The following is a 17,461-nucleotide window of genomic DNA, read 5'->3' as shown; positions in this document are numbered from 1 at the left end:
CCGGTGACAGCCCGCACCACCGCCCCCGCCCCCATACCCGCCACCGTCTCCTTCAGCGGCGACTTCGAAGCGCACCTCACCGTCCGCGGCGACGCGACCCGGTTCGAGCGCCACGCCGCCGCCCATGGACTGAAGTTCATCCACATCGTGCTGGACCGTGGGCACACGCCCAGCCAGCCGATGGTCACCCTGCGCGGGTCCGGGACGCTGGCGGCGGTGCGGGATGACGTAGAGCGCGGCGCCCGCGCGCTGCGGGACGCCGGCTTCGAGGTCGTACGGGCGAAGGTCGAGGCGGCGCCGTGGGCGGAAGGGGTGCCGGAGAGCGACGAGGCGGCCGTGGCGCTCGGGGCGCGGTACTACTTCGAGCACCACATCAAGCTGCTGCTGCCGCCCGGCGCGGACGCCGCGCCGCTCGCGGAGCTCGCCTCCGGGCATTGCGCGCACCTGTCGCGCAACGCCCGCCGGGTGCGGGCGGACGGCCGCGCCGAGCGGTTCGTCACGCAGCGCTGCCGCATGGTGGGCCGCCGGACGGCGGGGGCGCGGCTGGACGCGCTGACGGCGGCGATAAGGGCGGCCGGGTACGAGATGGCGTCCGCCGAGCGCGAGTTCGTCGTGTACGACAGCGACGCGTCGCTCGACGCGGGCTGGATCAGCGAGGAGGGTACGGGGGAATGACGACACCGTGGGAGCGGTTCGGCTACGGGCCGTGGGACGACGACATGGTCGTCCCGCAGACGCCGCCGACCGAGGCGACCCGTGCGGGCCAGGACCTGCCGAGGACGCTGCGGCCCGTGCCCGGCGAGGGGGTGCGGCAGCGCCCCGCCTACGACCCGGCCGCCAACCACCACCGGATGGGCATGCGGCTGAGCGAGCCGCAGTTCACCGACACGGACAGGGGCCGGGCCTGGTACGCGGCCCGGCGGCACGCCCTGGACCTCGCCCTCGCGGCGGTCGCGGGCTCCGCGTGGGCCGGCCACCTGGTGCTGCGCGGCAGCATGCTGCTCAAGGCCTGGTTCGGGGACGCCGCGCGCGAGCCCGGCGACCTGGACTTCGTGGTCGTACCCGACACCTGGCAGCTCGAGGACGAGCGCACGGACGCGATGCTCGACGGCATCGCCCGCGCCGCCGAGGCGCTGTCGCGGGAGACCGGCAGCCAGGTCCGCATCGACGCGGCGGGCGCGGTGAGCGACGAGATCTGGACGTACGACCGGGTACCGGGCCGCCGCCTCGTGCTGCCCTGGTCGGCGGAGGAGGAGGGCGTACCGCCCGGCACGGTACAGCTGGACTTCGTCTTCAACGAGACCCTGCCGGCCCCGGCGGTCCCCACGGAGATCGCCGGTCGCCATGTGATGGCGGTGAGCCCGGAGCTCTCGCTCGTATGGAAGATCCTCTGGCTGGTCACCGACCAGCACCCCGAGGGCAAGGACCTCTACGACGCGGTGCTCCTCGCGGAGAGCGCCGAGGTCCCGTACGAGCTGCTGAAGCGGGTCCTCGTGGCGGCCGGGGAGTGCCCGGCGGAGGCGGAGATCCATCTGAACTGGATCCTCTACGAGGCGGTCAACGCCGACTGGTTCGAGTTCCTCAAGGACCGCCCGGTGGTCCCGGACACGGGCGACGGCTATCTGACACGGCTCGTCATCGCCCTCGCCCCGGCCTTCGCCGCCGCCTCCGAGGAGGCCGCCGCCGAGGACACCGCCCCGGACGCCGGCGCGTACGCACACCTGGCCGCGGCCTTCGCCGGTACGACGGCTGTCGTGCGCGAGGAGCACGAGGCGGGCGGCATGGCGGCCGTCGAGACGTGGTTCACGGACCGCATGGTGCACAGTGCCTGCGCGGTCGTCGTCGTACGCGAGCTCCTCGGCCGCGAGGAGTGCACCCTGCGCGACGCCGCGGACGTGCTGGTGTCGTTCCGCCGCACGCGCTGGGGCGGCGAGGTCGAGCAGCCCTACGTCCGCGGGTGGCGCGGCGACCCCCACGAGGTGGCCGTGCGGATCGAGGCGGCGGACACCGGTCCGTAGGCGCGCTAGCCGGCGGCGACCGCCTTGAACCGGAAGCTCCCCTCTCCGATCGTCACCTCGGCGTGCGCGAACCCCGCCCGCCGGAGCCGCTCCCCCAGCGTCTCCGGCGGCACCGGCACGCAGGTGTCGCCCAGGTGGATCAGCCGGAAGCCCCAACTGCTCAGCGCGTCGCAGCCGGTGAAGAGGCCGCCCGGCCGCAGCACCCGGCACGCCTCCGCGAAGAGCGTGTCCTGGCGCCACACCGAGGGCACGTGGTGCAGCATCGTGAAGCAGGCGACGGAGTCGAAGCTCCCGTCGGACCACGGCAGGGCGGTGCCGTCCCCGTGGACGACCTCCGCGCGGTCGCCGAACTCACGGCGCAGCCCCGCCACCGAGGCCTCGTCCACCTCGATGATGCTCAGGCGCTCCACCTTTCGCAGCAGCACACGTGTCGTGGCCCCGTAGCCGGGGCCGATCTCCAGGGCCTCGGGCCCGAGGTCCACGTCCTCCAGGGCCCACGGCAGCAATTGGTCCTCGATCGCCCGTGCCCAGCGCTGGGAGCTGCACAGACGGCGGTGAAGAAGGTTCATCGGCATACGACGAGGCTAGGAACCGGGTACCGGTGTCGTATACGGGCCAGGAGGCCAACTCATGTCGTCAGAAGGACAGATCGTCGCCCCCGCCGGCAGCGCCGTCGTCGTCGGCAGCTTCCCCCTCGACGGCGACGAGTGGTTCGGCGTCCACGAGCACGGGGCGCATCAGCTCGCCTGGGCGCAGCGCGGCGTGCTGGCCGTGCGGGCCGCCGACCGCACCTGGGTGCTGCCCTCCACCGTCGCGCTGTGGATACCGGCGGGCGTCCCGCACGCCACGGGCGCGACCTCGGCCGCGCTGCTGCGCAGCCTGTACTTCTGGCCGGAGCGCTGCCCGCTGACCTGGTCCGAGCCCCAAGTCGTGCCCGTATCGGGTCTTTTGCGGGAGTTGATCGGGCATCTCGCCCAGGACGGCCTCGACGCCGCCGCGCGCCGGCGCGCCGAGGACGTCGTCCTCGACCAGCTCCACCCGGTGTCCGTGACGACCGTACGCGCCCCCTTGCCCGCCGACCCGCGCGCCCGGCGCGTGGCCCTGGCCCTGCGCGCGGACCCGGCGGACGACCGTTCCCTCGCGCAGTGGGGCGCACTGGTGGGCGCGAGCGCCCGCACCCTGGCGCGGGCGTTCGCGGCCAGTACGGGCATGCCGTTCGGGCAGTGGCGCACCCAGCTGCGGCTGGAGGCGGCGATGCCGATGCTGGCAGCGGGCGCGACGGTCTCCGCCGTGGCCCGCCGGGTGGGCTACGGCTCGCCGAGCGCCTTCGTCGCGGCCTTCCGCCGGGGCGTGGGCGTCCCGCCCGGCACGTACTTCGCCCGCCCGGACGCCCGCACCTGACCGGAAGGCGTCCCGGCGCGGCCCCTCACGCCCTCTTGCCGCCCGCGATCCGGGCCGCGTCCGCGGCCTCCCTGCCGCGGGCCCAGCCCTCCGCGTCGCGCCCCTTGAGCCGGTGGGAGGTCGTCTCGGGGAACATCCGTCCGGCCGTCTCGCCGACCTCCACGTCCCGGGCGGCCAGCACCGGCAGCACCTCCGGGCGGGACTCCTCCGCCGCCACGTCCTGGACCGCCGCGGACAGCCGGTCGCTGATGCGCCCGGCGTAGGCGATCAGGAAGGACTCCCGGAAGTCGCGCGTGCGGCGGGAGCGGCCGCGGGCGTGGTGCTCGTCGGCGGCGCGCCGCATCGCGGAGGTGGCCTGCACCAGCAGGGAGGTGTACAGCAGTTCCACGAGCTCCAGGTCGGCCTCGAAGCCGACGACGGTGGAGAAGCCGTACTCGGCGGACCAGACCGCCTGGCAGTGGTTGGCCGCGGCCACCGCGTCCAGGAGCAGCGCCTTCGCGGACTCGTACGGGCCCTCGACCCCGATCCGGCAGGCGCCCGGCCCCTCCGAGGGCGCGCCGGAGCCCGCGGCCAGCAGGGCCTCGTCGATGGAGTGCCGCGCCATGAGCTCCTGCGCCTTCGCCGAGAGCGCCTCGGCCTCCTCCGGGAACTGCGTCGACTCCGCCTTGGCCAGCAGCGCGCGGATCCGCCCGAGCATGCGCGCCGGCACGGCCTCCGCCGGTGCCCGGACGGCCTGTACATGGCCGGTCCCCGGCAGCGGGCCCACGGCACCGATCCTGGGCAGCGCGTCCATCAGCCGCAGCGCGCCGAGGGCGCACGCCGCCGTCTCGAACCGGCTCAGCCGCTCGCGCCCCGCGAAGCCGTCCAGGAAGGTGTCGTCGCCCTGCCACCATTCGCGCGCCCCGATGTCGGCCAGCTGCGCCGCCCACCGCGCGCCGAGCGTCTCCGGTGCGTAGCGCCGCGCCTCCGCGGCGATCACGTCGACGGCGAACCGCGACTCCACCGGGGTCAGTTCGCGCCGCGCCAGCCGTACGACGTCGGCGGGCTGCCACCCGTACTCCCAGCACCGCCGTGCGATGCCCGAGCCCACCCGCACCACGGCCCCGCTGACGGCCTCCCACCCGGCCGGGGCGGCGGCCACGACGGACGCGGCGGCGTAGACCGCGTCCTCGAGCGCGTCCCCGGGCACCGCCCGCAGGCCGCGCAGGGCGGCGGAGACGGTCTCCAGGGGCGGCTCGTTGTTCTGCACGTTCCGGGCTCTTTTCCTTCGAAGGAGGGGGAGACTCCATTTTCCCGTACGCCCCGGAACTTCACACTGCCCCCACCGGCCCCATGCGAAAGGGGCCCTCCCGGCGGATGTCCGCCGGGAGGGCCCCTTCCCACGTCAGGGCCGGAGCCTCACGCGCCGGTCGCGCTGCCCGCGACCCACTGCTGCCAGTCCATGTTCCAGCCGTTGAGGCCGTTGTCCGGGGCGATGGTCTTGTCGTCGGAGTTCTTGACCTCGACCACGTCACCGATCATCGAGTTGGAGAAGAACCAGGAGCCCGAGGTGTTCGGGTCGTTCGCGCCCTGCTTGTCCTCCAGGCCGATGCAGCCGTGGCTGGTGTTGGAGACGCCGAAGATGCCGCTGCCCCAGTAGTTGCCGTGGATGAACGTGCCCGACGTGGACAGCCGCATGGCGTGCGGCACGTCCTTGATGTCGTACTCGCCCTTGCCGTCCTTCTTGGTGAAGCCGACGGTCGAGCCGTCCATCCGGGTCTCCTTGAACTTCTCGGAGATCACCATCTTGCCGTTGTACGTGGGGCTGGACGGGCTGCCCGCCGAGATCGGGATCGTCTTGATGGTCTGGCCGTCGCGCACGACCGTCATCTGGTGGGTCTTGACGTCGACGGTGGAGACCTGGACCCGGCCGATCTTGAACTTGATCGTCTTCTTCTGGACGCCCTTGACGCCCGGGGCGCCCTCGACGCCGTCCAGGTCCATCTTCAGCGTGACCTCGGAGCCGGTCTTCCAGTAGTCCTGCGGGCGGAAGTCCAGGCGCTGGTCGTTGAACCAGTGACCGACGACCTTCTGGCCGCTGCTGGAGGAGACCTCCAGGTGCGACTGGACGGCCTTGCGGTCCTTGATCGGCTTGTTGAAGGTCACCGACACGGGCATGCCGCCGCCGACCGTCGAGCCGTCCTCGGGGTTGAAGGAGCCGATGAAGCTGTTCTCCGGCGAGACCGTGGAGAAGGAGGAGTGCTCAGTGGCCTTGCGGCCCTTGTCGTCCTTGGCCTCGGCCACGACCTGGTACTTGGTCGAACGCTCGAGCTGCTTGTTCGGCTTCCAGGTCTTCTTGTCCGAAGATATTGAACCCTCGACGGGGGTGCCCTTGTCCGTCGTCATCTTGACGCTCACGAGCTCACCGTCACTGACGGTGACGTTCACGGCGTCGGGCGTGATGCCCGCGTTGGTGGTGCCACCCTTGGGCGTGATCTTGATCTGCGCCTTGGAGGCATCCTTGGCGGCCGCGGCGTCGACCTGGCCCTGCGACTTGCCCTTGCTGTCACCCGTGCCCTTGGCGTCGTCACCGTCGCCACCGCACGCGGCCAGAGTCAGCACACCGCCGAGCACAGCGGCCGCGGCCACGAGGCCCTTGCGGCGCTTGCCGTACGTCATCACACGCTTCTCCATTGCTCCTGGACCCCGGAATCCCCGAGCCGAGCGTGGGGCTCGTGGGGTTGCACGCATCCCGGCTACTACTTAAAAGAACGCCTGCACCCTTTCTCCCGTTCCACACTTGGGGAAATTGTGGGGAAGGCCACGCCAGTAAAGACCCTCGGCCGACAGACGTCGCAACCGGGGTCTTGATTAAGGCCAGAAGCCCTGCTAGAAGGCCGGATCGCACCCATGGCTTCCCCCTGGGCCATCCGTATCACTAACATCGTGTCAGTCGGGACGCGCCGAAGCTCCACGACCCCCAATCTCCGTCACCGCAAGGGGGATTCATCCCGTGACCGCACGCCGCCCGCTGCTGACCGCCGTCGCCGCCGGCACGCTGTTGTGCGCGATGTGGTTCGTGCCGAGCGCCAACGCCTCCGCCGAGCACCCGGCCCCGGCCCGCCCCGCACCCGCCGGGCAACAGGCGCAACCGGCCAGCAGTCCTGCCACCGCACAGCTGGCCCTCGCGGACAGCGGCAGCATCGACACCACCCCGTACCTCTTCGGCGGCGTGGCCTTCGTCGCCGCGGGCGGAGCACTGGTGACGACCGCTGTGCGCAGGTCGCGCACAGCGGCCCGATGACGGATCAGCCGAGCGGACCCGTCACCGCCTCCACCGTCTCGACGAGCTTCCCGGCCCGTACGAACGCGTCCGCCGCGGCCAGGTCGGGAGCCAGGAACCGGTCCTCGCCCGGACCCTCGACGCCCGCGGCACGCACGGCCTTCAGCACCGCCTGCGCGGCCGGGCCCGGCGTCATGCCCTCCCGCAGCTCGATGGCGCGCGTGGCGGCCACCAGCTCGACGGCGACGACCTTGCCGAGCGCGTCGACGGCCGTGCGCAGCTTGCGCGCCGCCGACCAGCCCATGGAGACGTGGTCCTCCTGCATCGCGGAGGACGGGATCGAGTCCACGGACGCCGGCACGGCGAGCCGCTTCATCTCGCTGACCAGGGCGGCCTGCGTGTACTGAGCGATCATCAGCCCCGAGTCGACGCCGGGGTCACCCGCCAGGAACGGCGGCAGGCCGTGCGAACGGGCCTTGTCCAGCAGCCGGTCCGTACGACGCTCGGCGATGGAAGCAAGGTCAGCAGCGGCGATCGCCAGGAAATCCAAGACATAAGCCACCGGTGCGCCATGGAAGTTACCGTTGGACTCCACACGGCCGTCACGCAGCACGACCGGGTTGTCGACGGCGGCGGCCAGCTCGCGGTCGGCGACCAGCCGGGCATGGGCGAGCGTGTCCCGCCCGGCGCCCGCGACCTGCGGCGCACAGCGGATCGAGTACGCGTCCTGCACGCGCGGCGCGTCGTCCTGGTGGTGCCCGGTGAGCCCGGAACCCTCGAGGACGGCCGCCATGTTGGCGGCGCTGACGCCCTGCCCGGGGTGCGGCCGGATGGTGTGCAGCTCGGGCGCGAGGACCTTCTCGGACCCCAGCAGCGCCTCGAGCGACAGCGCGGCGGTGACGTCGGCGGACGTGATCAGCCGCGAGAGGTCGGCACAGGCCATGACCAGCATGCCGAGCATGCCGTCGGTGCCGTTGAGGAGCGCCAGCCCCTCCTTCTCACGCAGCTCCAGGGGCTCGATGCGGTGCTCGGCGAGCAGCTGGGCGGCCGGGCGCACGACCCCGTCGGGCCCCTCGCAGTCCCCCTCGCCCATCAGCGCGAGCGCACAGTGCGACAGGGGGGCCAGGTCGCCGGAGCACCCCAGCGAGCCGTACTCGTGCACCACCGGGGTGATGCCGGCGTTCAGGACGGCGGCCATGGTCTCCACGACCACGGGCCGTACGCCCGTATGCCCGGAGGCGAGGGTCTTCAGGCGCAGGAACATCAGCGCCCGCACGACCTCGCGCTCGACGCGCGGACCCATGCCGGCCGCGTGCGAGCGCACGATGTTGCGCTGGAGCTGGGCGCGGAGCTCGGGGCTGATGTGGCGCGTGGCGAGAGCGCCGAAGCCGGTAGAGACGCCGTAGACGGGGTCGGGCTTGGCGGCCAGGTCGTCGATGACCTGCCGCGCGGCGGCGACGGCGGCCAGCGCTTCCTCGGACACGACGACGCGCGCACTGTTGCGCGCCACGGCAATCACGTCTTCCGCAGTCGTCCCGGCCGTCCCCACCACCACAGTGTGCATATCCATATTCAGGCACCCTAGAGACTGAATCGCGACCTGTCACTAGTAGCCAGTGCAGCAGTTACAACGCGAAAGAGAGCCCGACGCTTCCGGAGGTAACGCCCAAGGCGGCCTGGCGGCCGCGAAGAGACCTGAGGGGCCGGGGCCGGGGCGGGATGGGCCCTGGCAGGGGCGTTGGGGGCACCTCCCAGCGGTAGCTGGGGGAGTGATTTGCGGCGGCATAGGAGGTGCCGAATCCCAGGAACCGCACCCGCCGTAAATCATGCAGCCCCAGAAGGGCCCGTCCCGCCCCGGCCCCGGCCCCGCCCCCGGAACCGCCGCCGCTCCACGGCACCGCCCCCCGGCAAAGCCGCCGGCGGAGGCCGGTCCGCCATCCGCACCACAGGGTCCTCACGCCCCCCGTCCCGCCCCGCCACCACCGCCCCGGAAGCCCGCAACCCCTTAGCCCGGTACTGCGCGGCGTCCGCCAGCCGGAACAGCCGCCGGGCCGATCGCACCGGCCCGATCGGATCCCCCGTGGAGGCCACCCCGCACGCGACGCCCTCCCCCAGCTCCAGCGAGGCGGCCCGCCGGCACAGCTCGTCCGCGACCCGCACGACCTCGTCCGCGGCGGGCCCCACGGTCAGCAGGCAGAACTCGTCGCCGCCGAGCCGGGCGGCCAGCGCCCCCGGCAGCTGCGCCCCGCACAGCGACAGCACCGACGCGAAACGTTCCAGCAGACGGTCGCCCACCGCGTGCCCCAACGTGTCGTTGACGCGCTTGAGCCCGTTGAGGTCGCACACCACCAGGCTCACGACGACCCCGTCCAACTGGTGCCGTTCGACGGCCTCGTCGAGACGGGCGTCGACGGCGCGCCGGTTGGCGAGCCCGGTGAGCGGGTCCGTGAAGGCGAGGCGGCGCACCTCCTCGAGCCGCTCGGTCTGCGCGATCCCCGAAGCGGTCACCGCCGCCAGAACGGTGGCGAACTCCGCGTCCCCGGCCTCGAACACCGGCGCCCCGACGGGCCGCGCCACGTAGAGCTCACCCCAGGCCCGCCCGTGCAACACGATGGGCGCGACGACACAACAGCCCCGCCCCCGCCGCCGCAGAGCGGCAACGCGCTGATGACAGTAGGCACCCCCACCACCCCCAGCAGTCTCCACCCAAGCCTGAGGCGCCCCACCCACCCAATCCTCATGCAGAAACGAGGCGATCTCAGGAAAGGCATGCACGGGATAGAACTCGGCACCGGGAAACCGTTCCTCCCCCGCCGCGAGCTCCCCCACGTTCACCAGGACCCGCAGCCGCCCGTGCTCGCGCTCCCAGACCGAGACGGCGGCGAACGACCCCCCGAGGGCGCGCCGCGCCCCCTCCGCGGCGGCCTCGACGCTCTCGAGCGGGGTGTACGCGGCGGCCATCACCTGCGCCAGTTCCACCACGGCGCGCAGGCGGTCGTCGCGCTCCCCGTCAGCAGCCACCCGAGCCTCGCATTCCGTCACTACACGCAGGTCCTGCTCTCCAGCGTAAGAATGCTGAGCTCATTCCGCTTTATAAGGGGCTTTATGCCCCCGGCTCACTCCCCCGGCCAGTCCGGCGTCCGCTTCTCGTTGAAGGCGGCCACGCCCTCCGCACGGTCGCCGGAGAAGGCCACGGTGCGCCAGGCGGCGTCCTCGACCTCCAGCCCCGCCCGCAGATCCAGCCCCTGCCCCAGCCGCAGCGCCCGCTTCGCGGCACGCACACCGACCGGCGAGTTGCGCGCGATCCGCGCGGCGAGGGCCAGCGCCTCCTCCCGGTCCCGACCGGGCTCCACCAGCACGTCGACGAGGCCCAACTCCCGGGCCTCGGCGGCCTCCACCCGCCGGGCGCTGAAGATCAGCTCGGCGGCCCGGGCGGCCCCGACGCGGCGCGGCAGCAGTTGCGTACCGCCGCCGCCGGGGATCACCCCGACCGACACCTCGGGCAGCCCCACCACGGCGGTGGAGTCCGCCACGATCACGTCGCAGGACAGCGCCAGCTCGAAGCCGCCGCCCAGCGCGAAGCCGTGCACGGCGGCGATGGCCGGCATGGGCAGCTCCAGCACGCCGGTGTAGCAGGCGCGCGAGTAGGGGCGCTGGCGGCGCAGGTCGTCGTCCGTGAAGGAGTTGCGCTCCTTGAGGTCCGCGCCCACGCAGAACGCGCGCTCGTGGGTGGAGGTGAGGACGACGGCCCGTACATCACGGTCCGCAGCGAGCGCGGCGGTGGCCTCGATGACGCCCCGGCCGAGCTCGGTGGAGACGGCGTTCATGGCCTTGGGGCGGTCCAGCACCAGTTCGGCCACGTGACCGCCCTCGTGCTTGCGGACCGCGATCCATTCCCCGTAACGCTGCTCGCTCACGCTTGCCCTCCCGGTCTCTCGGTGCCAGGCCACTGATCATGCCCGGAGCGGGGCCGAGGGGCCAGACCTCGCCGTGGTCGGGTCGGGGCCGGGGTGGGACGGGCCCTTCTGGGGGCTGGATTATTTACGGCGGGTTCGGTTCCCTCATGCGGAGCCGTCAAAGCCGCCGCAAATAACCCTTACGCCCCCTGCCAGGGCCCGTCCCACCCCGGCCCCTCCGGTCCGTGGGCCACCGCCCCGCCGACCGGACAGCGGTAGCCCACAGCGGGCGATCACTGATCCCGCCGCGTCAGCAGCCACGGCTCCACCACGCCCAGCCCCCGCACCGGCCGCTGCCACATCGGCTGCAGGGCGAACCGGTACGCGGCGGGCTCCTCGCCCGCCTGCTCGGCCGCCGCGGCCTCGGCCTCGGACTTGGGCGCGTCGCCGGCGCGGGCAAGCTCCTCCGCGAGGGCGCCGTCCACGAGGACGGCGTCCTTCGGCGCTATCGATGTCAGCCGGCTCGCGAGGTTGACGGTCGTGCCGAAGACGTCGCCCATGCGCGTGGTGACGGTCCCGAAGGCGATGCCGACCCGCAGCTCGGGCATCGTCTCGTCGTTCGTGAGGGTCTCGATCAGCCGCAGCCCGATCTCGGCGGCGGTACCGGCGTCGTCGGCCGCGAACAGCACCTCGTCGCCCAGCGTCTTGATGAGCCGCCCGCCGTGCGCGGCCACCAGGTCCGCCGCCGTCGTCTCGAAGGCCTCGACGAGCTCGCCGAGCTCCTCCTCCTCCAGGCGCCGGGTCAGCCGGGTGAAGCCGACGAGGTCGGCGAAGCCGACGGCGAGCCGCCGGTCGACCATTTCGGCGTCGTCCGCGGCCTGGACGACGCGTCCGGTGGCGGCGGCCAGCTGCCGTCGCCAGACGTAGACGAGGAACTCCTCCAGCTCCGGCAGCAGCAGCTCGACCAGGGGGTAGGTGATCTCCGTGCGGGTCATCCCCTCCTGAGGCTCGGTCAGGCCCTCCAGGAAGGAGTCGATCTGCCAGTCGGCGAGCCGCGCGGTGGTCTGGCCGGTGGACCGGGCGACCTGGACGGCCATGGGCTCGCTCAGCAGCCCGGCTTCCACCAGACCGGCGAGCCGCCGCAGCGCCAGCACGTCGGCCTCGGTGAGGGCCTTCGCCTGTCCGATGTCGGCGAACCCCATGGCGCGCCAGAACCGGGCGGCCAGGTCCATGGAGACGCCGGCCGCTCGTGCGGCCTGAAAAGGGGTGTAGCGCCGCTCGGCGCCGAGGATGAGGGCTTCCAGCCGGAGCGCGAGGGGGTCGCCGCCCTCCTCGTCGAAGTCCTCCCCGACGTCCCGGGAAGCGGCCTCGCGCGCAGCGCTGTCCTCCCCCTTGGCCTCAACGGCACGGGAGGTTCCCCCACCGTCGGCGGTCACCGCCCGCCCCCTGTCCGATCCGTGCGCACTGCCCTGCCGATCGCTGCTCGCTTAGGTTCCGGGCACAACGATACGTCAGGTGTGCCGTAGCTCACTCTCCCCACGGCACGCCGCTCACTCTTTACGACGTTTACGACCCTGCCGGCCGCAAATGGACGATGTCACCCGCTCCCACCGGCTCCTGCACCCCCTCGGCCGTCGCCAGTACCAGCCGTCCGTCGCCGTCCACGGCCACGGCCTCGCCGACGAGCTCCCGGCCGCCGGGCAGTTCGGCCCGTACGGACCGGCCGAGCGTGGCGCAGCCGGTGGCGTACGCCTCCTGCAGGCGGCACAGGGCGGGGTCGCCTCCGGCGGCGCGCCACTCGAGGTACCACTCCTCCAGGGAGCGCAGGACGGCCCGCAGCAGCGGGTCCCGGTCGAGCACCTCGGCGCCGGCCAGCGCGAGCGACCCGGCGCCGGGCACCGGCAGCTCATCGGCGCGGAGCGTGACGTTGAGGCCGATGCCGACGACGACGCTGTCGCCGGTGCGCTCGGCGAGGATGCCGCCGGCCTTGCGCTCCTCCTCGCCGACCGTCACGAGGAGGTCGTTGGGCCACTTCAGGGCGGTGTCGACGCCGGCGGCGCGGGAGACGGCGGCGGCGGTGGCGACGCCGGCGAGCAGCGGCAGCCAGCCCCACCGGGCGGCGGGCACGCCGGGGCCGGGGGTGAGCAGGACGGAGAAGAAGAGCCCGGAGCGCGGCGGAGCGGACCAGGTGCGGTCGAGGCGGCCGCGGCCGGCGGACTGTTCCTCGGCGACGAGCACGGCCCCCTCGGTCCCGCCGGAGGCGACGAGGTCGCTGTTGGTGGACCCGGTGCGCGGCACCACGTCGACGGAGGTCCACAGCGCGCCGGGGCGCAGCAGCCCGCGCCGCAGGGCGGCGGCGTTGAGGGGGGGCCGGTCCAGGTCGGACCAGCGGTTGCCGGAGGCGTCGGAGGGCGTCATAACAGCCACCATAGGAGGCAGGCGAGGACGAATCGGTGTGGCCAACGACGCACTGCCGCAGCGCATCCGCGCGGATACGCTACGAACCGGTAGCACCGGTCAGCCGTACCTCTTCAGCCCACACCCCTGGACGAGCAGGAGCCGCATCCCGTGTCCGAGCCGGAAGCCAATGGATTCGACATCCACACCACCGCGGGCAAGCTCGCGGATCTGCAGCGCCGGATCGAGGAGGCGACGCACGCCGGCTCCGCGCGGGCGGTGGAGAAGCAGCACGCCAAGGGGAAGTTGACGGCGCGCGAGCGGATCGATCTGCTGTTGGACGATGACTCGTTCGTGGAACTCGACGAGTTCGCCCGGCACCGCTCGACCAACTTCGGCATGGACGCCAACCGCCCGTACGGGGACGGTGTGGTCACCGGCTACGGCACGGTCGACGGCCGTCCGGTGGCGGTCTTCTCGCAGGACTTCACGGTCTTCGGCGGCGCGCTGGGCGAGGTCTTCGGCCAGAAGATCGTCAAGGTGATGGACTTCGCCCTGAAGACGGGGTGCCCGGTCATCGGCATCAACGACTCGGGCGGCGCGCGCATCCAGGAGGGCGTGGCGTCCCTGGGCATGTACGGCGAGATCTTCCGCCGCAACACGCACGCCTCGGGTGTGATCCCGCAGATCTCGCTGGTCGTCGGCCCCTGCGCGGGCGGCGCGGTCTACTCCCCGGCGATCACCGACTTCACGGTCATGGTCGATCAGACCTCGCACATGTTCATCACCGGACCGGACGTCATCAAGACGGTCACGGGTGAGGACGTGGGCTTCGAGGAGCTGGGCGGCGCCCGGACGCACAACTCCACCTCGGGCGTGGCGCACCACATGGCGGGTGACGAGAAGGACGCCATCGAGTACCTCAAGGCCCTGCTGTCCTACCTGCCGTCGAACAACCTCTCCGAGCCCCCGGCCTTCCCCGAGGAGGCCGATCTCGAGGTCTCGGACACCGACCGCGAGCTGGACGCGCTCATCCCGGATTCGGCGAACCAGCCCTACGACATGCACACCGTGCTGGAGCACGTGCTGGACGACGGGGAGTTCCTGGAGACCCAGGCGCTGTTCGCGCCGAACATCGTCACCGGCTTCGGCCGGGTCGAGGGCCGGCCGGTGGGCGTGGTCGCCAACCAGCCGATGCAGTTCGCCGGCTGCCTGGACATCAACGCCAGTGAGAAGGCCGCGCGCTTCGTACGCACCTGCGACGCCTTCAACATCCCCGTGCTCACCTTCGTCGACGTGCCCGGCTTCCTGCCGGGCACGGACCAGGAGTACAACGGCATCATCCGCCGCGGCGCCAAGCTGATCTACGCCTACGCCGAGGCCACGGTGCCCCTGATCACGGTGATCACCCGCAAGGCGTACGGCGGCGCGTACGACGTCATGGGCTCCAAGCACCTGGGCGCGGACCTCAACCTCGCCTGGCCCACCGCGCAGATCGCCGTCATGGGCGCCCAGGGCGCGGTCAACATCCTGCACCGCCGTTCGCTGGCGGCGGCGACGTCGCCGGAGCAGCAGGAGGAGCTGCGCGCCCAGCTGATCACCGACTACGAGGACACGCTGCTCAACCCGTACGTGGCGGCCGACCACGGTTACGTCGACGCGGTGATCATGCCCTCGGACACCCGCCGGCAGATCGTGCGCGGGCTGCGCGCGCTGCGGGACAAGCGCGAGGCGCTGCCGCCCAAGAAGCACGGCAACATCCCGCTGTAAGCCGCCTCCGCGGCGGCATACCGGTCACGAAGGAAGGGACGCTGACGTGATCAAGGTCGTACGGGGCAATCCGACCCCCGAGGAGCTGGCCGCCGCACTGGCGGTGGTCCAGGCCCGCGCGGCGGCGGGCGCCGCCGCCGCGCCTCCGGAGCCCACGCGCCCGGAATGGTCCAGCCCGGCCCGGCGGGCCGCGGCCCGCCGTGTCCCGCAGCCGGGCCCGCGGGCCTGGCGCACCAGCTACTGGCCGTCCTGAGCCCGGGCGCCCGCGGGGGCCCGGGCGAATGACGGTGGCGCATTTACCGTGGCGCTTGAGTACGCGTACTCAGGCGCCACGCCCTTTCCGGCCGGAGCATGGACGTCATGCTCTGGTCCGACCCGTCCGATGAACCGCCCGAGGAGCTGCGCGAGGCGCAGGCCATGCTCCGGCGGGCGGGGGTCGTGCTTGCCGTGGGCATGGTGGTGCTGTTCGTCCTGCTGGGCATCAGCTGAGGCTCCTGAGGTCACCGAAGGTCACAGGCGACTCATAGGTTTGCCCTGACCGCAACCGCATTCGTCCGTTTCGCGTCATGCCCAGTGATATGCCGTGATCGGGGGGACGACCGCGGGGAGACCGACAGACCATGAACAGGCCCGTACGCCACATAGCGATATTCACCGGGGTGCTCGTGCTCGCACTCCTGGTGCGGGCAACCTGGGTGCAGTTCGTCCGTACCGACGAGCTGGCCAACCACGAGAAGAACCGCCGGGTGGCCATCGCGAGCTTCTCCCAGCCGCGCGGCAACATCATCGTCGGCGGCGAGCCCATCACCGGTTCCACGGTGACCGAAGGCAGCGACCTGAAGTACAAGCGCACCTTCAAGGACGGCAAGATGTACGCCCCGGTCACGGGCTTCTTCTCGCAGGGCTACGGCAGCACCCAGCTCGAGAGCCTCAACAACAGGCTGCTCAACGGCACCGACGACCGCCTGTTCCTCCAGCGCACCAACGACATGCTCACCGGCAAGAAGCCGCGCGGCGGCGACGTGGTGACGACCATCGACCCGAAGGCGCAGAAGGCGGCGTTCGAGGGCCTCGGCGACAGGAAGGGCGCCGTCGTCGCCCTCGACCCGCGCACCGGCAAGATCCTCGCCCTCGCGTCCACCCCCTCGTACGACCCCTCCGTCTTCGCGGGGACCGGCGGCAAGGACAAGGCCGCCTGGGAGGCGCTGGAGAAGGACAAGGACAAGCCGACGCTCAACCGTGCGCTGAGGGAGACCTACCCGCCCGGCTCGACCTTCAAGATCGTCACGGCGTCGGCGGCCCTGGAGAACGGCCTCTACAGCGACATCGACGGCAAGACCGACTCGCCCGACCCCTGGACCATGCCCGGCACCCGGACCGTGCTGCCCAACCAGAACCCCACCGCGCCCTGCAAGGACGCCTCGCTGAACGTCGCGATGCAGCACTCCTGCAACAACGTCTACGGCAAGGTCAGCTCCGACCTCGGCAAGCAGAAGATGAAGGAGACGGCCGAGCGGTTCGGCTTCAACGACGCCAAGGTCGACACCCCCGTCCGCGCCGCGAAGAGCACCTTCCCCGACAACATCAACAAGTCGCAGACCGCGCTCGCCGGCATCGGGCAGGGCAGCCTGACCGCCACCCCGCTCCAGGTCGCCATGATGACCGCCGCCATCGCCAACGACGGCAAGCTGATGAAGCCCTACATGGTCGAGGAGCTGCGCGGCCCGGACCTGCAGAGCGTCGAGAAGCACCAGCCGGAGGAGATGTCGCAGGCCGTCTCGCCGGAGGTCGCCAGGAAGGTCCAGCGGATGATGGAGGACACCGCCACCAAGGGCACCGGCAAGGCCGCGCTGATCGACGGCGTCACCGTCGGCGGCAAGACCGGCACCGCCGAGCGCGGCAAGGACCAGAAGAACCTCGCCTGGTTCATCTCCTACGCCAAGACGGCCGACGGCTCCCCGGTCGCCGTCGCCGTCGTGATCGACCCCGACGAGAGCGTGCCGAACGACGAGATCTCCGGCGGCAAGCTCGCCGGGCCGATCGCCAAGAAGGTCATGCGGGCCGTCCTCGACAAGTGACGCCCCGTGCCGCCCTTAGGCTGGCCCGTATGACCGACAGCACCCGCCGCCGCCTCGTCCTCGCCTCCCAGTCCCCCGCCCGCCTCGGCCTGCTGCGCCAGGCCGGGCTGGCCCCCGAGGTGATCGTCAGCGGGGTGGACGAGGACGCGCTCGACGCCCCCACCCCCGCCGCTCTGGCGCTGGTCCTGGCCGAGGCGAAGGCCGCGGCCGTCGCCGGCCAGGAGGCGGCGGCGGGCGCGCTGGTGGTGGGCTGTGACTCGGTGCTGGAGCTGGACGGCCAGGCGCTCGGCAAGCCGGCCGACGCCGAGGAGGCCACGGCCCGCTGGAAGGCGATGCGCGGCCGCTCCGGCGTCCTGCGCACCGGCCACTGCGTCATCGACACCGCCACCGGCCGCCGGGCCTCGGCGACGGCCTCCACCACCGTCCGCTTCGGCGAGCCGTCCGACGCCGAGATCGCCGCCTACGTGGCCTCGGGCGAGCCGCTGCACGTCGCGGGCGCCTTCACCCTCGACGGCCGTTCCGCACCGTTCGTCCGGGGCATCGACGGCGACCCCGGCAACGTCATCGGCCTGTCGCTGCCGCTCCTGCGCGAGCTGCTGGCGGAGCTGGGGACCGGCATCACCGACCTGTGGGCGTAGC

The 17,461-nt window shown here is 72.3% G+C and carries 17 protein-coding genes; 9 read left to right on the top strand and 8 right to left on the bottom strand.

The genetic code is table 11. From position 1 onward, the window contains the following. Window positions 1–3: 3 nt before the first annotated feature. Together ACIGXW_RS09205 and ACIGXW_RS09200 are read left to right on the top strand one after the other, a co-directional pair. Complete coding sequence (locus ACIGXW_RS09205; protein ID WP_399571530.1) at window positions 4–675, top strand: hypothetical protein; 672 nt, start codon at window positions 4–6, stop codon at window positions 673–675. Further along, entirely contained in the window at window positions 672–2,018 is a 1,347-nt protein-coding gene (locus ACIGXW_RS09200; protein ID WP_399571528.1) for a nucleotidyl transferase AbiEii/AbiGii toxin family protein, read from the top strand. The genes ACIGXW_RS09205 and ACIGXW_RS09200 overlap by 4 nt, the downstream gene beginning before the upstream one ends. Window positions 2,019–2,023: 5 nt before the next feature. Here ACIGXW_RS09200 and ACIGXW_RS09195 read toward each other — a convergent pair whose 3' ends face one another. Further along, complete coding sequence (locus ACIGXW_RS09195; RefSeq protein ID WP_399571526.1) at window positions 2,024–2,593, bottom strand: class I SAM-dependent methyltransferase; 570 nt, start codon at window positions 2,591–2,593, stop codon at window positions 2,024–2,026. Between the two features lie 55 nt (window positions 2,594–2,648). Here ACIGXW_RS09195 and ACIGXW_RS09190 point away from each other — a divergent pair, with 55 nt between their 5' ends. After that, the gene (locus tag ACIGXW_RS09190; RefSeq protein ID WP_399571523.1) at window positions 2,649–3,419 is read left to right on the top strand and encodes an AraC family transcriptional regulator; all 771 of its coding nucleotides are present in this window, start codon (window positions 2,649–2,651) and stop codon (window positions 3,417–3,419) included. A 25-nt stretch (window positions 3,420–3,444) separates the two neighbouring features. Here the strand turns inward: ACIGXW_RS09190 and ACIGXW_RS09185 are convergent, their stop codons facing one another. Together ACIGXW_RS09185 and ACIGXW_RS09180 are read right to left on the bottom strand one after the other, a co-directional pair. Then, window positions 3,445–4,668 carry a DUF2786 domain-containing protein gene (locus tag ACIGXW_RS09185; protein ID WP_399571521.1) on the bottom strand — a complete coding sequence of 408 codons (1,224 nt, stop codon included), beginning with the start codon at window positions 4,666–4,668 and terminating at the stop codon, window positions 3,445–3,447. A 149-nt stretch (window positions 4,669–4,817) separates the two neighbouring features. After that, on the bottom strand, window positions 4,818–6,092 hold the full coding sequence (locus ACIGXW_RS09180; protein WP_399571519.1) for an Ig-like domain-containing protein: 1,275 nt from the start codon (window positions 6,090–6,092) through the stop codon (window positions 4,818–4,820). 319 nt (window positions 6,093–6,411) lie between these two features. Here ACIGXW_RS09180 and ACIGXW_RS09175 point away from each other — a divergent pair, with 319 nt between their 5' ends. Further along, on the top strand, window positions 6,412–6,702 hold the full coding sequence (locus ACIGXW_RS09175; RefSeq protein ID WP_399571516.1) for a hypothetical protein: 291 nt from the start codon (window positions 6,412–6,414) through the stop codon (window positions 6,700–6,702). A gap of 4 nt (window positions 6,703–6,706) precedes the next feature. On the opposite strand, the gene hutH is transcribed toward ACIGXW_RS09175, so the two are convergent. The 5 genes from hutH to ACIGXW_RS09150 all read right to left on the bottom strand — a co-directional run bounded on the left by hutH (window position 6,707) and on the right by ACIGXW_RS09150 (window position 12,995). Then, complete coding sequence (hutH, locus tag ACIGXW_RS09170) at window positions 6,707–8,251, bottom strand: histidine ammonia-lyase (protein WP_071965649.1); 1,545 nt, start codon at window positions 8,249–8,251, stop codon at window positions 6,707–6,709. A 254-nt stretch (window positions 8,252–8,505) separates the two neighbouring features. Continuing rightward, window positions 8,506–9,642 (bottom strand): diguanylate cyclase domain-containing protein, encoded by a 1,137-nt coding sequence (locus tag ACIGXW_RS09165; protein ID WP_399572489.1) that lies wholly within the window; start codon window positions 9,640–9,642, stop codon window positions 8,506–8,508. A gap of 155 nt (window positions 9,643–9,797) precedes the next feature. Further along, window positions 9,798–10,598, bottom strand: a complete 801-nt coding sequence (locus ACIGXW_RS09160; protein WP_399571514.1) for an enoyl-CoA hydratase/isomerase family protein — start codon at window positions 10,596–10,598, stop codon at window positions 9,798–9,800. A gap of 272 nt (window positions 10,599–10,870) precedes the next feature. Continuing rightward, entirely contained in the window at window positions 10,871–12,013 is a 1,143-nt protein-coding gene (locus tag ACIGXW_RS09155; protein ID WP_071961854.1) for an adenylate/guanylate cyclase domain-containing protein, read from the bottom strand. Window positions 12,014–12,143: 130 nt separating this feature from the next. Continuing rightward, a complete protein-coding gene (locus ACIGXW_RS09150; protein WP_071961853.1) occupies window positions 12,144–12,995 on the bottom strand; it encodes a biotin--[acetyl-CoA-carboxylase] ligase in 852 nt (283 codons plus the stop codon). 150 nt (window positions 12,996–13,145) lie between these two features. Here ACIGXW_RS09150 and ACIGXW_RS09145 point away from each other — a divergent pair, with 150 nt between their 5' ends. The 5 genes from ACIGXW_RS09145 (at window position 13,146) to ACIGXW_RS09125 (ending at window position 17,460) form a co-directional block, all read left to right on the top strand. Then, on the top strand, window positions 13,146–14,744 hold the full coding sequence (locus ACIGXW_RS09145) for an acyl-CoA carboxylase subunit beta (protein ID WP_399571512.1): 1,599 nt from the start codon (window positions 13,146–13,148) through the stop codon (window positions 14,742–14,744). A gap of 46 nt (window positions 14,745–14,790) precedes the next feature. After that, the gene (locus ACIGXW_RS09140; RefSeq protein WP_399571510.1) at window positions 14,791–14,997 is read left to right on the top strand and encodes an acyl-CoA carboxylase epsilon subunit; all 207 of its coding nucleotides are present in this window, start codon (window positions 14,791–14,793) and stop codon (window positions 14,995–14,997) included. A gap of 107 nt (window positions 14,998–15,104) precedes the next feature. Further along, complete coding sequence (gene mmpB / locus ACIGXW_RS09135) at window positions 15,105–15,233, top strand: morphogenic membrane protein MmpB (RefSeq protein WP_360906377.1); 129 nt, start codon at window positions 15,105–15,107, stop codon at window positions 15,231–15,233. 131 nt (window positions 15,234–15,364) lie between these two features. Further along, window positions 15,365–16,822, top strand: a complete 1,458-nt coding sequence (locus tag ACIGXW_RS09130) for a peptidoglycan D,D-transpeptidase FtsI family protein (RefSeq protein ID WP_399571509.1) — start codon at window positions 15,365–15,367, stop codon at window positions 16,820–16,822. Window positions 16,823–16,851: 29 nt separating this feature from the next. Continuing rightward, entirely contained in the window at window positions 16,852–17,460 is a 609-nt protein-coding gene (locus ACIGXW_RS09125; RefSeq protein ID WP_071961849.1) for a Maf family nucleotide pyrophosphatase, read from the top strand. Window position 17,461: the final 1 nt, after the last annotated feature.

This window comes from Streptomyces sp. NPDC053079, from assembly GCF_044546695.1.
Classification (GTDB): domain Bacteria; phylum Actinomycetota; class Actinomycetes; order Streptomycetales; family Streptomycetaceae; genus Streptomyces.
Note: the sequence above shows the minus strand (reverse complement) of the source record. Positions and strands in the feature narration are given on the sequence as shown.

What these genes read in the sequence shown, in the direction of transcription:
- ACIGXW_RS09200 (WP_399571528.1), top strand. Translation starts at nt 672, where the DNA reads ATGACGACACCGTGGGAGCGGTTCGGCTACGGGCCGTGGGACGACGAC.
- ACIGXW_RS09195 (WP_399571526.1), bottom strand. Translation starts at nt 2,593, where the DNA reads ATGCCGATGAACCTTCTTCACCGCCGTCTGTGCAGCTCCCAGCGCTGG.
- ACIGXW_RS09190 (WP_399571523.1), top strand. Translation starts at nt 2,649, where the DNA reads ATGTCGTCAGAAGGACAGATCGTCGCCCCCGCCGGCAGCGCCGTCGTC.
- ACIGXW_RS09180 (WP_399571519.1), bottom strand. Translation starts at nt 6,092, where the DNA reads ATGGAGAAGCGTGTGATGACGTACGGCAAGCGCCGCAAGGGCCTCGTG.
- hutH (WP_071965649.1), bottom strand. Translation starts at nt 8,251, where the DNA reads ATGGATATGCACACTGTGGTGGTGGGGACGGCCGGGACGACTGCGGAA.
- ACIGXW_RS09165 (WP_399572489.1), bottom strand. Translation starts at nt 9,642, where the DNA reads ATGGCCGCCGCGTACACCCCGCTCGAGAGCGTCGAGGCCGCCGCGGAG.
- ACIGXW_RS09150 (WP_071961853.1), bottom strand. Translation starts at nt 12,995, where the DNA reads ATGACGCCCTCCGACGCCTCCGGCAACCGCTGGTCCGACCTGGACCGG.
- mmpB (WP_360906377.1), top strand. Translation starts at nt 15,105, where the DNA reads ATGCTCTGGTCCGACCCGTCCGATGAACCGCCCGAGGAGCTGCGCGAG.
- ACIGXW_RS09130 (WP_399571509.1), top strand. Translation starts at nt 15,365, where the DNA reads ATGAACAGGCCCGTACGCCACATAGCGATATTCACCGGGGTGCTCGTG.
- ACIGXW_RS09125 (WP_071961849.1), top strand. Translation starts at nt 16,852, where the DNA reads ATGACCGACAGCACCCGCCGCCGCCTCGTCCTCGCCTCCCAGTCCCCC.